Genomic DNA, 13,558 nt, shown 5'->3' on the forward strand with positions numbered 1-13,558 from the left:
GAATGTAGATGAAGCTGTATTTCTCTCCCGGCGCCTGCTCGCTGTCGCCCCATATTGCACTGCTGGAATCCGGCCTGCCCTTCACCCTGGAGTTGGCCAGCACCAAAACGCACCAGCTCAAGGATGGCACCGATTTCTACACCATCAACCCCTTGGGCTATGTGCCGGTGCTGGAACTGGACAACGGCCAGCGGCTGCGCGAAGGCCCGGCCATCGTGCAATACATTGCCGACCAGGCGCCCGCATCCAAGCTTGCTCCTGCCAATGGCACCTGGGAGCGCTACCAGTTGCAGGAATGGCTGACCTTCATCGGCACGGAGATCCACAAGACCTTCTCGCCCCTGTTCAACCCAAACATGCCAGATGCCGCTAAGGACATGTTCCGTGCGCAAATCCTCAAACGCCTGACCTGGGTGGATTCTCAACTGGCCGGCAAGGACTATCTGACAGGCGCCCAGTTCACTGTGGCAGATGGCTATCTGTTCACGGTATGCGGATGGACCAAGTTCGTAGGCGTCGATGTTTCGGGCTTGGCCAATCTCGGAAAGTTCCTGGAACGTGTCGGTGCCCGCCCAGCCGTGCAGAAGGCCATTGCCGACGAAAAGCAATAACCGCTTCTTGCATTCATTGCAAAGCCTGTTTCACGTGAAACAGGCTTTTTTTCTGGGGCTGGCTGGCGTAATTCTGACTCCCATCAAATTGATACCCACACGCTTGACCTTCACACCGTGTTAACTTTCATCATAAGCACATCAACAACTTCTACCGAAAGGAAACATCATGCAGAACACTTTCAATGTACAGGGCATGACCTGTGGCCACTGCGAGCGAACCGTGACCAATGCGGTCAAAGCGCTGGATGCCAACGCCAAGGTGCAGATCGACCGCGCCCAGGGCAAGGTGGTCGTGGAATCCATGCAACCCGCCAACTCCATCGCAGCAGCCATTGCTGCTGAAGGCTACCAGGTGCAATAACCATGGCCCACAGCAGCGCAGCACCCCAGGCACCACGTTCGCACAAGGTGGCGGGAGCCGCATCGATTGCATGGCCCGTGTCCATCAGCAAGGCTGCGCAGCTGGCGGGTATTTCTGCCCGCATGGCGCGGCACTATGAGTCGTTGAACCTGCTGCCACATGTAGGCCGCACCGACAGCGGATACCGGCTCTACAGCGAAGCAGATGTACATACGCTGCGCTTCATTCGTCGCAGCCGCGATCTGGGTTTTTCCATGGACGAGATCGAAACCCTGCTGAATCTGTGGAACGACAAGCAGCGCGCCAGCAGCTCCGTCAAGGAGATTGCGCAAAAGCATATTGAAGTGCTCAGCGAACGGATAGCGGCGATGCAATCCATGCAGCGATCGCTGCAGCAACTGGTGCACAGTTGCCATGGTGATCACCGGCCCGACTGCCCTATCTTGGACAATCTGGCCGACCCAGCCACCGACGGCTCCAGCTGCTGCCACTAAAAAACACTGCTCGCGCGCAATGAATGCGCGCCATGCGCTCATAAAAAAAGAGCATCCATTGGGATGCTCTTTCGTTGGCGAATCGACAGGAAAACTTCCTGCGCCTCTCAGGCTTGCGCCATGGAGGGGATGAATTCAGAACCGCAATCAGAACGGAGCGGTCGCCGGGTCTTCATCAACAGGCGCCTGCTTTGGCCCGGTGTGGGCGCCTCCACTGGCAGTGCGGCGCGCAAAATCGCCACCAGACGCATTATTGGCCTGTGTGGCACCTGTCCCCTGCCCTACCCCTTTTTCAGCCGCTGTAGCGCGGTTTGCGCCGTCTGCCAGGGCCTTGGCGCCTCCCCGGTCGGGCAGTTGGCCCAGCTCGGTACGGCCTTCTCCCCCCAGTGCCTGGATCAGGTCAGGAATCAGCTGGCTGAATTCGCCCGTGGCAATCGCCACATCGGCATCAAAGCCGGCGTCATCCTGGCTCTGGCCTTCCATCACCACATCCAGCAAGGCCACCTTCTTGAGCTGCAGCCCCTCGGTCAGCACAAAGCTCACGCGGTCGTCCCAGGTCATGGCCAGCTTGGTGGGCAGCTTTCCCTGATCAATGTGCTCGCGGATCTCATCAATATCGAGAGGGTGGCGCGCATAGCGCACCACAGCCTTGGACTCGTCGGCGCTCTTGAGTTCACACTCGCGGTCGATGCTGAAGCCTGCCGGCGCGTCATGGCTGTGCAGCCAACCTGCCATGGCGGCCTGCGGGCTGGTCTGCGTATCGATCAAGGCCACGGCGAAGCCAGGTGACGCCTCCACCAGCATGGTCACCACCTCATCTGCCCTGCCCTGGCTGCTGGTATCCAGCACCAGCAGGCGGGCTTGCGGATCGATCCAGACCCACAAGCCGCCCTGCTTGGTGAAAGCCATGGGGAGCAGGTCGAGCTTGCATTCATCCTTGAGCTCCTGCTTTTCCTTCTTGCCCGGCTTGCGGCCTTCTTTGGCCTCAATCTGGGCCAGCTTGTCACCCAGCTTGCGATTGAGCACGCTGGCAGGCAGCATCTTGCTCTCGCTCATCAACCGCATGATCCATTGGCCGCCCACGGATTCGACCATCGCGCCGTTGTCCTCGCCGCGCGGGGGTACCCAGCCCACGGATTTTTCCTGCGTCGCGCCGCACTCTTCAAACTGCTGCTTGGCCAGCGCTTCATCCAGCTGAGCCCAGTCTGGCTGCCAGGCTTCGGAGATGCGGTAGACGATCATGTTCTTGAACATGCAATTCCTTCGTTCGGGAGACTGGCTGCCTAGAGACACCAGCCTTAAAAAACACAAGCGGCCATCACCAGCCGCATTCATCTGCCACCCATTGTGCCGCGAATCCGCCAGGCCGCAGCCTGCACGAATGGGTGTGGTGCAGAGGTTCTTTGCGAAGCGGCTCATCTGCTATGTTTTTTGATGAACTTACGCCCGACTGGAAAGGGTTAACGGTCATTTTTGTTAAATGCGGTACCGCTGAAACACCAAACAAATTGGCAATTCTTTACACAGCCATACCAAGCAGGTACGGCGCTCTTACATCCACGCGGGACACTGCATCCATCGCAGTGGCGCCGCCACCGCCCTTCCCAACAAGAAAGGAAACCACCATGTCCCTCCTGCAACGCAGTGCCATCGTGACCGCCATGCTTGCCGCCTTGTCGGTGCCCGCCTTTGCGCAGCCCTCGCCTGCCGATGCACCGGCAGCCGCCACAGCCCAGAGCGCTCCCTCTGGAAAACACCACCGCCCAGATCCACAGGCCCGCAAAGCGCGCATGGAGCAGCGCATGCAAGCGCTCAAAACCGCGCTCAAGCTCAACGCCAGCCAGGAAGGCGCATGGAACAGCTATGTGGCAGCCCTCCAACCACCTATGCATGGCGAGCGCCCGGCCCATCCTGATCGCAAAGCCATTGCCGCCATGACGACCCCTGAACGCATCGACGCCATGCAGGCCATGCACGCCAAACACCAGGCAGCGATGGATCAGCGCAACCAAGCCACCAAGACTTTCTATGCTGCATTGACGCCTGAGCAGCAAAAGACATTCGATGCCGAAACGCTGAAGATGCATGATCGCCGAGGCCCTGGCGGTGAAGGCCAGCACGAGCGCCGCGGCCACCGTCAAGGCGCAAAAGCAGAACAGACTGTTCCAGCAACCGACAGCAAGTAAAAGCTCGGTATCCGAATACCGACGCCCTGGTGGCCAGCCAGCAGGCATGGGCCTTTGCTGGCAACGGAACACCCTCTCGCCCCCAAGGCCGGAGGGTGTTTTTCTGTATCTCTCCCTCTCTCTGTTGTCTGGCCCGTACACCACAGCCAACACGCAGCATCCACTGACAAACGGCTCACTTGACACCATGTAACATCAACGGCATGTCATACCGAACCTTGATTTCTGTTATGGGCGCATGTGCCCTTTTCGGTGCCAGTGCAGCAGCCCATGCGCAGTTTGCCGATATGCGCCAAAGCCCGACGCTCTACCTGCAGGGCGGACTGGCCGAGAACAGTGGCCGCTCCGTAACCGTTGGATCTACCATCCCCATGCAGTGGCGCACCTACTGGTGGGGCAACGCGGTCACCGCCCATTGGGATCTGAGCCTGGGTATCTGGAACGCCGAACGCGACAACCAGGACGGGCGGCGCAACATCGCGGTGCTGGGCCTCAAGCCCGTGCTGCGGTTTCATAGCAAAAGCCAATATCCGTGGTTCGTGGAAGCAGGCATTGGAGGGTTTATCTCCAACCATCTCTACGAAAACCGCGACAAGCGTTTTTCCACCGCGTTCAACTTCGGCTCGCACCTGGGTCTGGGCTATTTCACCGGCATGAAGCGCGAAAACGAATGGATGCTGCGGATCGAGCATTTCTCCAACGCATCGATCAAACGGCCCAACCCTGGCGAAAATTTCATCCAGTTGCGCTATGCACGCCATTTCTAACCCTTAACCCCTAAGCGCTGAGCCCAAGCGCCAAACTCTCTTCTCTCTTCTCACCCCATGCCGCCAGATTCGTCTGGCGGCTTTTTTTCGATCCTCGCTTGGCTCACATTCAGCAAGGCCTATCCGCAGCGCCGAGGCTCGAACAGCGCGATTCAGCGGCGATCCATCCATCCCCAGGCTCGCCAGCACACCTGGTTCACAGCGCCGCGCTACAAACGCTTCGCAGGCGCCTTGGGTAAAAGTGAGTGCCCCTGCGCCCGTGGAAGACATCGGCATACGACGCGTCTGGAGGCCCCCCTCGCCCCTGCAACAGGGCTTGCCTTGACCATCCCCTACATGTTCGGCATACATCTCTCAAAAGCCGTTGCTTTGATTGGCTCCTTGAAAAGCCGATCAACGCTTTCTCCATATAACAGCGGCGCTGTTCAATACAGCAACTGAACTTGACGAAGGGCAACTAGTAAGAGCATCAAAGGCTTCTGCGGGATGCATTCATAGAGTCAATCTATATGCATTTGTGCATGTTTGCACATGCCATGACGGAGTCACCGCTATGAGACAGCAAGACCAATATGCGTTGTTTTCCACAGCTATTTGAAATGGCTGTTGGCACAGTGGAAGGACAAAGAGGGAGGGTAGTGCATCCAAAAACTGCATTGCTCTTCTACATCATGAAAAATTTCGCATCCTGAAATGTTGCCGAACGGTCTTTTTGTTTTTCCTTTAAGAGGTTTAAAAGAATAGTAGATAGTAGTAGAAGTCGCTCTTTTTTGTGGGTAACTTTAAATTTTCTTTTCTCTTCAAAGACTTTCCTCTTCTCCAACTCTGTGTGTGGGACACCGCTGCCGCTGTCACTCCAAAGTGGATAAGTGAGAGAGTATCGCCGATGGTGTGAATAAGATGCCTCTGGTTGATAACTTATTCACAGAGATCCTCACTAGGCATGGGCCATATAACATCATGATTTATTTGTGGATTTATTTCTATTCTTTTGATTTGATGAAAAATTAAGCACATTCCATTTAATCGGCTTCAGATGTGAGTGCATACCTTCATTTTTGTGCAAGATATATTGGCGCATTTCCTTTAGTTGTCCACAGAAAGAGGGTTCAATAATACCGATTCTTTCCGTGCATAACTCGAAAATTATATAAAAAACAAATAGATAGATGTGGATAGGATTGTGTGCGGACCTGCTTGATGCAATGGACAGATTGGGACAAGCCTGCGCAGGCATTCATTTGTGTGAGTAAGTCTTCGAAGAAAATCAACTTATTCACATCTATATCCACAAAAAAATCTAACATCCTGCATTTGCGCCCTGCGTGTGTGCCGCTACTGAAGCCGTGACGCCAGCGTGCCGACAGCAGCCTCAATACGTCGTTGCTAGGCTGGGTACGTATAGCTGGAGGTGCACAGCCGGGAGAACCTGGCCTTGCCGCAAATCTGCACTCCCTACGGCTTTGCCTAATGCGGCCCGGCACCTTGCCTCGTACCACAAACCCGCGATTTGCTGGGTGGTGTTCGCGGCTCTAAATGCATTCAGCCAGGCCCCATGAATGCCGCCTGCGCAAAGCGCTGCCGGGACGGAATGCCAGCCGGGGTCACCGAGTCTATGGCTTCATACGAGAGGGGGCGAATGTATTGCAGTCCATGCAAAGCAATGCGCTCCAAGAGGCCTCGGATCAGAACCGCGACGGGTCTCTGCCAAACCCTCGCCCGATGAGATGGACGTGGATCGTCCGATGCCGGGTTCAGACCTCGCCAGGGCGTTTTGCAGAAGGGTTTTAAAGGCGGAGCCTACGAACACATCTTGCGCATCGCGCCTTCTTCGTCAGCCTATCTCGCGCAAGTTCATACGGCTGGAGTCGCTCCATCACCCATGCATTGAAAGGCCGTGATTTTTTCTTTGTTTGGTTGGTAGAGCGCAGGGATGCATCTGCCCAGAACCCCATTTTTTCTCCAAATTCCATGGCTTCCACCTAGAAGCCCCGAAGGGAATTTTGAAAATTTAATTCAAAAAAAATGAATTATGAGTGCTCCTAAATGCAATTCCAAATGAAAGCTTTAGTACTAGAAAAAACAGTTGAATGCCTCAAAAAACAGCAATTTTTTCCGACGCCGGTGCTCAATCCATGCACAATTTATACCATGAAGAGTAGTGGATAACTAAAAATTTCTTGAAAATGGAAAGTTGTTAGGCAGAATCAAATATAACTTATCAACAGAAATTCAACAACGAAGTACCATCTAAGAATTTCTCTTTTTCCAATATTTCCAAGAATTTTATCCACATTCTGCAATGAAAAAAGCAATAACGCTAGTTATCCACAAATATATGAAATTTAACAAAAAGGCAAAGAAAAGTGCCGACAAGCAAGGTTGTTATCCTTTGTTATCAACAGTTTTTGTAAAAAATCTTCTTAGTTTTCAATGTACTTATTAGATATCCACAAAAATATTTGACAAGTTCGATGGCTGATTGAGGCAACTGTCTTGCGAATAGATCGTTGAATTTAAATGAAAAATTAAGTGAACAAAAAGGATGAAATAAAAAATCCAATCTGCAGATTATTCTATAGATGTTGTTATTTAACGAAATTAAGGTGCAATTTTTCATATTTTGAAGGAACTTATGGAAATCTTGCATTGTTGATAACATTGTGACCATCTTTTTTGTGTGTGCTAGTCTATTTGTAAGTTGATAATTTGTTGATAAGTTGAATGGTTTGATAGAAACCGCTCCCACCGACGAGGGTATCAAGCGCGCACTGCAGGCTTGAACGTGCTGGGCATGCTTTGCGGAGAAATGTTGGTGTGGGCATGGCCGTGCCGGGTGAGGGGCGTTACCAGCCTGCTCTTGGCCGGAGTAGGCGCGCCGAGTCCGCAGCAGAGGTGTCTGTCGGAGCAGGGATTGGATGCCAAAGGCCGAGTTGCTCCAGGGACGGAGCGAAAGGGGTTGCTACAAGCGCAATGCCACTGGCGGGCCAACAACGGATGCCAAAAAAGCGTCTGCGCTGCCCATGAATAAGCCAAGAGTTCAAGCCAATTGCCCAATAAGCCGGGCAAGGCCTGCCAGCCTGTTTGTTTGCGGCGTTTGGGGTTGGGGTGCGCTGGCTCCTGTATCTGCCTTCGCGGCAAGGCCTGTCAAACCAGGCAAAAGTGCCGCCTCTGCGCTGTTCTGATGACCTGCGTTACCTGCGTTACTGCGCGATACCGCAACTATGCGGTTGCGAAAATCTTGGAGCTGGTCCGCTATCCACAGGAGAGCGGACATTCATGCAATAAAAAAGCACCGCGCACGGTGCCTTGCTGGGATGCAGAGGTGGAGTCAGGCTTCGCTGTCCTGCTCGCTGCCGGTGCGGATGGTGTCGCGGTTGCTCTTGTCGCGCATCTTGGCGATGTCGGTGTTCAGCGCGCGGTGCAGTTTTTCAAGAGCCGCATTGAATGCTTCCGCCACTTTCTCCGCTTCGGCGTTCACAGCCAGTGGCTGGCGGCCGGTTGCACGGGTTTCCATCACGCAGCGCTTGCCTTTGCCGCCGTTTTTCAGTGCATCCACATCGGTCAGATAGACCTCTACGCGAGTCACATATTCGCGAAAGCGTGAGAGCCTGTCCTGTACTTCGGTCTGCGCCCATTGCGCGAGGGATTCACCGCCTTGAACGTTGTCGCCAGCGTGCACTTGAACTTGCATAGATGTGCTCCTTTCTCGAACCTGCCGGGCCCCCGCCCGGCCATTGCAACGGGGTGGCGCAATGGCGATGCATTGCTACACCAGGTTGCGTACCATCGTAGCGCGCAAATGCGGGGCGCTGGCCATATACCCCGGCTTATCGGTAAAAGCCCTGAGAAATATCAACTGTCCTACAGGGGCACCGGATAAGCCTGGCGTTCGGGAGGTGCACCAAAGTTCGCTGCACCCAGCCGATAGAGCACATGGGGGCGCAGCGGATGGCCTGCCGGCAGGGCAGGGTGGTCGAAATCGCTGGCGCTGTCGCGCTCCATGCCCAGGCGCTGCATCACCGCTTGCGAAGGGGTGTTGGTTTTCGTGGTGAATGCGACGATTTCGGCCAGTTGCAGTGTGCCAAAGCCGACAGTGAGTGCGGCCCGTGCTGCTTCGGTGGCAAAACCCTGGTGCCATGCATGCTGCGCAAGACGCCAGGCGATTTCCACACAGGGCGAGAACGGCAGATCGGGCTGTGGCACATGCAGGCCGACAAAGCCAATGAACTGCTGGTCGGCCAGACGCTCCACCACCCATATGCCCCAGCCCCGCTCGGCAATCAGTGCTTCGCATTTGTCCGCCATGGCATCGCTTTGCGTGCGCGTCAATGGGGCCGGAAAGTAGCGCATGACCTCGGGGTCGGCGACCATGGCAGCGAATGCATCGCGGTCTTGCGCGCGCCACTGGCGCAGCTGCAGTCGGGCAGTACGAGGTTCGATCAATGCAGGTGGCATGAATTCGCTATAGAAAAAAGAGCGGCTGGCGCATAAAAATTGTGCGTCAGCCGTTTGTTTGCCTCACGGTCAGGGGTAACCTGGTATCAATGTCGGTTACCCCATGTTTTCAATGGTGATGGCCGTGCGCGCCATGCACGTGGCGATGGGCAATTTCTTCTGCGCTGGCGGCGCGCACATCGATGACTTTGCCGCTGAAGCGCAGTGCGAGCCCTGCCAATGGGTGGTTGCCATCCAGATGGACCTCGGGGCCCTTGATTTTCTTGACGTAATAGACCTGGGGTTCGCCCTTGTCATTGGCGCCGCGCAATTGGCCACCCACCTTCACGCCGGGTGGGAACTCTGCCTTGGGGATGGTGCGCACCAGGCTTTCGTCGCGCGCGCCAAAGGCATCTTCCACGGCCAGATCGACGGTGGTGCTAAAGCCTGCGGACTGGCCCTCAAAAGCGGCTTCCACCTTGGGGAAGATGTTTTCATAGCCGCCGTGCAGGTAGGCGAGGTTGCCGCTGTCGAGCGGCTTGCCCTTGTCGTCGGTCACTTTGTACTGGATGGTGACAGCGCTGTCTTTGGAGATGTTCATGGTGTTGTCATGCAGTCTGGCAAAAGTGCAAGTGTAGAGGCTGGTGCGAAGCCTTGCACGACGCATTGCCGCGCTGCGCGCGTCTGCAACCTGGGCAGTGATTGTCATTCAGACTCTGAGGCACAGCGCCATGGCGGAGGAGACGATTGCGGCTTGCGCTGTGGGCTGCTGCAAGCCTGGCTGTGTGTACTTGTGCAAATGGCCTGTGCTCCTACGAGCGGTGGTTCCAGCCCGGCGCAGCATGGCCCGGCGATATCTGTTTTCTATCGAAAGGACGTGAACAATGGCTCAGCAACTCGCAGGCAAGGTGGCGTATGTGACGGGCGCCGCCAGTGGCATTGGCAAGGCAATCGCCGATCTGTATGCACAGGAAGGTGCCAAGGTGGTGATTGCAGATCTGAAGCAGGAGGCGGCCAACGCCGCAGCCCAGGATATTGAAAGCAAAGGGGGCACCGCAATGGGCGTGGCGGTGGATGTGACGCAGGAAGCGCAGGTGGATGCTTCGGTGGAGGCCGCGGCCCGGGCCTTTGGTGGTATCGACATCCTGGTCAGCAATGCAGGTATCCAGATCGTCAAGCCGGTGCAGGATTTTTCGCTGGGTGAATGGCAGAAGATGCTGGCGATCCAGCTGGATGGCGCATTCCTGACCACGCGCGCCTGCATCAAGCATATGTATGCGCAGGGGCGGGGCGGCAGCATTATCTACACCGGTTCGGTGCATTCCAAGGAGGCCTCGCGGCTGAAAGCGCCGTATGTCACGGCCAAGCACGGGCTCGAAGGCCTGGCCAAAGTGGTGGCGAAAGAGGGCGGGCCGCAGGGTGTGCGGGCCAATGTCATCTGCCCGGGCTATGTGCGCACGCCCCTGGTGGACAAGCAGATTCCGGAGCAGGCCAGGGAGCTGGGAATTTCCGAAGAGGAAGTGATCAAGAACGTGATGCTGAAGGAGACGGTAGACGGCGAGTTCACCACGCTGGACGATGTGGCGCGCGTGGCACTGTTTTTTGCCGCCTTTCCGACCAATGCGCTGACCGGCCAGTCGATGGTGGTGAGCCACGGCTGGTTCATGCAGTAAATCGGAGAATGCCCGGCCACAGCAGAGCGCAGCCACGGCTTGTATGGCCAAACGTAAAGCCTTCGCGCTGCCGTTGCAAAAGCGGAGGCAGCCGTTACAGCGCGCGCGTCTCCAAATAGCAAAAAAAAGCACTGTTGATGTACGAGTGGCAAGCGCGCACAGCTATTAAAACAAGAGTAATGGCGGGCAGATGCCCTTCCGCCCATCTGTTACAGAGCCCGCCGCGGTATTGGCACAGAGGCCTACCGTACATCTGCTCCTGCCTGACAATGTGCGATTGGCTTGCGGGCATGCGAAATTGAAGCACCCCGGCAAGCCTTGTTCTGCAGACGAGATACCCAGGCGATGCCTCTTTTTTCCGCACTCAAAAATACGGCCACCCGCATGGCCCAAGCCCTTGCTCCACACGCCGTCCGCTTGCGTGGCTGGGTGGCTTCCCGCAGCAAGAAGCAATGGCTGATGGCTGTACTGGCCCTGCCATTGGCTTTGCTGCTGTACGTGCTGCTGCTGATACCGCTGACGCCATCGATCAGCGATATCAAGAAAGCCAAGGTGGAGGCGCCCACACAGCTCATGTCGGCAGATGGAAAGGTGTTGGCGCAATACAAGCGGTCCAACCGCGAATGGGTGGCGCTCAAGGACATTTCGCCCAACGTCATCAACGCGCTCATCTCTACCGAAGACCACCGTTTCTATGAGCACGGGGGACTGGACTGGCGCCGCACCTTCGGCTCGGTCATCCACACGGTCATGGGGCGGCCACAGGGCGGATCGACGATCACCCAGCAGCTGGCGCGCAATATGTTCCCTGAAGAAATCGGCCGCGCGCGCTCGCTCAATCGCAAGCTCAAGGAGGCGGTGACCGCCTACAAGATCGAATCGGCCTACACCAAGGACGAGATCCTGGAGACCTACCTGAACACCGTACCGTTTCTCTACAACGCGTTCGGTATCGAGATGGCGGCCCGCACGTACTTTGACAAGCCGGCCAGCAAGCTCAGCGTGATCGAGGCTGCCACTCTGGTGGGCATGCTCAAGGGCACCAGCTACTACAACCCGGTCAGCAACCCCGAGCGCGCCGTATCGCGCCGCAACACCGTGCTGGCGCAGATGCACAAGCACGACAAGCTGGGCGACAAGGAATTCGAGGCGCTGAAAAAGCGCCCCATCCAGCTCGACTTCGAGCGCCAGGACGAAGCCGTTGGCATGGCGCCGCACTTTGCCCAGGCGCTGCGCAAATGGCTCATCGACTGGGCCGATGCGAATGATTACAACCTCTATGCCGATGGCCTGGTGGTGCAGACCACCATCGATTCGCGCATCCAGCAATGGGCCAACCAGGCTGTTGCTCGCCATGGCCGCCAGTTGCAGGTGACGGCCAACGGGCTGTGGAGCCCGCGCGCGGCCTTTTCGGCCAAGAATCCGCTGGTGCAAAGCTTTGTGCGCGAAAGCAAGGCCTATCGCCAGGCGGTGGAGGGCGGAGAGGACAAGGACGAGGCCTTGAAGCGCCTGCTGGCCGACGCCGACTTCATGGCTGACCTGCGGCAGGACAAAGTGCGCGTGCAGGCTGGTTTCATGGCCATGGACCCGCGCAACGCCCATGTGCTGGCCTGGGTGGGCAGCCGCGACTTTGCCATCGACCCGTTTGACCATGTCTCCCAGGCGCGCCGCCAGCCCGGCTCCACCTTCAAGCCCTTTGTGTATGGCGCGGCCTTGCTGAACGGCGCCGTGCCCACCGACCAATTGATGGACGAAGCGGTGGACATTGCCTTGCCCGGCGGCCAGCACTGGCGCCCCACCGATGGCGGCCCGCCTTCCAACCAGCCAATGACGCTGGCCGATGGCCTGGCCTACTCCAAGAACACCATCACCGCGCAGGTGATGGCCAAGGTCGGCCCGGCCAAGGTGGCCAAGCTGGCCCGCGCGCTGGGTGTGCGCGACAGCAAGCTGGATGAGGTGATGTCGCTGGCGCTGGGCACCAGCCCTGTGACTCTGCAGGAAATGGTGACCAGCTATGCCACGCTGGCCAACGGCGGCGGCTACCGGGCTCCCGTCATGGTTACCCGCATCACCAACCGCGAAGGCAAGGTGCTGGCCGAGTTTGAGCCGCAGCCTACCGAGCTGGCCCTCGACAGTGGCGTGACCTACGCGCTGGTGGACATGATGCGCGGCGTCATCAGCAAAGGCACCGGCAGGGGCGTGGCACGCTATGGCGTGAGTGGCGACTGGGCCGGCAAGACCGGCACCACCCAGGACAACGCCGATGGCTGGTTCATGCTCATGCATTCCGACCTGGTGGCGGGGGCCTGGGTCGGCTTCAACGATAGTCGCGTCACCCTGAACGACTACTGGGGCCAGGGTGCGCACAGCGCGTTGCCCATCGTGGCCGATATTGCTGCGGCTGCGCAGCGTACCAAGCTGGTCGATGCTGCAGCCCGCTTTGAGCAACCCGCCGAAAACAACACCTTTGTACAGCGCCTGCGCAGCTGGATGCTGGGTTTTGGCACGAGCAAGGAGCCGGTGGATCCCTTCGAGCAGCCTCCCGCCGTACAAGGCCCCGCAAACAACGGTGGCGATCGTCGCCCGCCTGTGGTGGACGACCCGGAAGCGCGCCCCATTGGCACGCCTGCCCAGCCCGACTACGGCACCCGCGGCCCTAGCGGCGAAGGCGACTACCCCGTCTTCAATGGCGAAGTGGTGCAGCCCCAGGGGCCGCGCCCCAATGACCCGGTGCGCCCTCAGCCGGGTGTGGTGGTACCCGGGCCGGGCGCTGCGGGCGGCAGTGACGGCGCGCAGGCGGCTCCTACTCCCTCGCTCGGCGGCACGGCATCTGCCCCGCGTGGCAATCCACCGCCCATCGAACGCGGCGTGGTGGTCTCCCCCGTCAACTCTGGTGTGCCTGCGCAGCAGCCTTCGGCAAGCGGTGATGTGGTGTGGCGCCGCGCCACGCCAGCTTCGGCACAACCGCTTCCCCAATCCCAGGCGGGTGAAGCCGGTATTTCGGCGGGCGAAGTGGTTCGGTAGGG

At 57.6% G+C, this 13,558-nt stretch carries 11 protein-coding genes; 7 read left to right on the forward strand and 4 right to left on the reverse strand.

The window, feature by feature from the left end:
* Positions 1–8: 8 nt before the first annotated feature.
* The 3 genes from gstA to cueR all read left to right on the forward strand — a co-directional run bounded on the left by gstA (position 9) and on the right by cueR (position 1,469).
* Positions 9–611 carry a glutathione transferase GstA gene (gene gstA, locus HNP33_RS17410; RefSeq protein ID WP_184710793.1) on the forward strand — a complete coding sequence of 201 codons (603 nt, stop codon included), beginning with the start codon at positions 9–11 and terminating at the stop codon, positions 609–611.
* Between the two features lie 169 nt (positions 612–780).
* On the forward strand, positions 781–975 hold the full coding sequence (locus HNP33_RS17415) for a heavy-metal-associated domain-containing protein (RefSeq protein WP_184710791.1): 195 nt from the start codon (positions 781–783) through the stop codon (positions 973–975).
* A 2-nt stretch (positions 976–977) separates the two neighbouring features.
* On the forward strand, positions 978–1,469 hold the full coding sequence (gene cueR / locus HNP33_RS17420; protein WP_184710789.1) for a Cu(I)-responsive transcriptional regulator: 492 nt from the start codon (positions 978–980) through the stop codon (positions 1,467–1,469).
* A gap of 147 nt (positions 1,470–1,616) precedes the next feature.
* Here cueR and HNP33_RS17425 read toward each other — a convergent pair whose 3' ends face one another.
* Positions 1,617–2,723, reverse strand: a complete 1,107-nt coding sequence (locus HNP33_RS17425) for a recombination-associated protein RdgC (RefSeq protein WP_184710787.1) — start codon at positions 2,721–2,723, stop codon at positions 1,617–1,619.
* 371 nt (positions 2,724–3,094) lie between these two features.
* On the opposite strand from HNP33_RS17425, the gene HNP33_RS17430 reads away from it, so the two are divergent.
* Positions 3,095–3,655, forward strand: a complete 561-nt coding sequence (locus HNP33_RS17430; RefSeq protein ID WP_184710785.1) for a Spy/CpxP family protein refolding chaperone — start codon at positions 3,095–3,097, stop codon at positions 3,653–3,655.
* Between the two features lie 230 nt (positions 3,656–3,885).
* Positions 3,886–4,422, forward strand: coding sequence for an acyloxyacyl hydrolase (locus tag HNP33_RS17435; RefSeq protein ID WP_184710783.1), 537 nt, complete (start codon positions 3,886–3,888; stop codon positions 4,420–4,422).
* A gap of 3,331 nt (positions 4,423–7,753) precedes the next feature.
* Here the strand turns inward: HNP33_RS17435 and HNP33_RS17440 are convergent.
* From HNP33_RS17440 to HNP33_RS17450, 3 genes are all read right to left on the reverse strand, one after another.
* The gene (locus HNP33_RS17440; protein ID WP_184710781.1) at positions 7,754–8,116 is read right to left on the reverse strand and encodes an HPF/RaiA family ribosome-associated protein; all 363 of its coding nucleotides are present in this window, start codon (positions 8,114–8,116) and stop codon (positions 7,754–7,756) included.
* Positions 8,117–8,286: 170 nt separating this feature from the next.
* A complete protein-coding gene (locus tag HNP33_RS17445) occupies positions 8,287–8,880 on the reverse strand; it encodes a GNAT family N-acetyltransferase (RefSeq protein WP_184710777.1) in 594 nt (197 codons plus the stop codon).
* A gap of 109 nt (positions 8,881–8,989) precedes the next feature.
* On the reverse strand, positions 8,990–9,460 hold the full coding sequence (locus HNP33_RS17450; protein ID WP_184710775.1) for an FKBP-type peptidyl-prolyl cis-trans isomerase: 471 nt from the start codon (positions 9,458–9,460) through the stop codon (positions 8,990–8,992).
* A 283-nt stretch (positions 9,461–9,743) separates the two neighbouring features.
* On the opposite strand from HNP33_RS17450, the gene HNP33_RS17455 reads away from it, so the two are divergent.
* On the forward strand, positions 9,744–10,532 hold the full coding sequence (locus tag HNP33_RS17455; protein ID WP_184710772.1) for a 3-hydroxybutyrate dehydrogenase: 789 nt from the start codon (positions 9,744–9,746) through the stop codon (positions 10,530–10,532).
* Positions 10,533–10,877: 345 nt separating this feature from the next.
* Positions 10,878–13,556 carry a transglycosylase domain-containing protein gene (locus HNP33_RS17460; protein ID WP_184710770.1) on the forward strand — a complete coding sequence of 893 codons (2,679 nt, stop codon included), beginning with the start codon at positions 10,878–10,880 and terminating at the stop codon, positions 13,554–13,556.
* Positions 13,557–13,558: the final 2 nt, after the last annotated feature.

The sequence above is a fragment of the Comamonas odontotermitis genome, from assembly GCF_014207855.1.
Classification (GTDB): domain Bacteria; phylum Pseudomonadota; class Gammaproteobacteria; order Burkholderiales; family Burkholderiaceae_C; genus Comamonas; species Comamonas odontotermitis_A.

Excerpts from the sequence above, each read along its gene's own strand:
- HNP33_RS17460 (WP_184710770.1), top strand. The coding sequence starts at position 10,878 with ATGCCTCTTTTTTCCGCACTCAAAAATACGGCCACCCGCATGGCCCAA.
- HNP33_RS17415 (WP_184710791.1), top strand. The coding sequence starts at position 781 with ATGCAGAACACTTTCAATGTACAGGGCATGACCTGTGGCCACTGCGAG.
- cueR (WP_184710789.1), top strand. The coding sequence starts at position 978 with ATGGCCCACAGCAGCGCAGCACCCCAGGCACCACGTTCGCACAAGGTG.
- HNP33_RS17455 (WP_184710772.1), top strand. The coding sequence starts at position 9,744 with ATGGCTCAGCAACTCGCAGGCAAGGTGGCGTATGTGACGGGCGCCGCC.
- HNP33_RS17440 (WP_184710781.1), bottom strand. The coding sequence starts at position 8,116 with ATGCAAGTTCAAGTGCACGCTGGCGACAACGTTCAAGGCGGTGAATCC.
- gstA (WP_184710793.1), top strand. The coding sequence starts at position 9 with ATGAAGCTGTATTTCTCTCCCGGCGCCTGCTCGCTGTCGCCCCATATT.
- HNP33_RS17435 (WP_184710783.1), top strand. The coding sequence starts at position 3,886 with ATGGGCGCATGTGCCCTTTTCGGTGCCAGTGCAGCAGCCCATGCGCAG.
- HNP33_RS17430 (WP_184710785.1), top strand. The coding sequence starts at position 3,095 with ATGTCCCTCCTGCAACGCAGTGCCATCGTGACCGCCATGCTTGCCGCC.
- HNP33_RS17445 (WP_184710777.1), bottom strand. The coding sequence starts at position 8,880 with ATGCCACCTGCATTGATCGAACCTCGTACTGCCCGACTGCAGCTGCGC.
- HNP33_RS17425 (WP_184710787.1), bottom strand. The coding sequence starts at position 2,723 with ATGTTCAAGAACATGATCGTCTACCGCATCTCCGAAGCCTGGCAGCCA.
- HNP33_RS17450 (WP_184710775.1), bottom strand. The coding sequence starts at position 9,460 with ATGAACATCTCCAAAGACAGCGCTGTCACCATCCAGTACAAAGTGACC.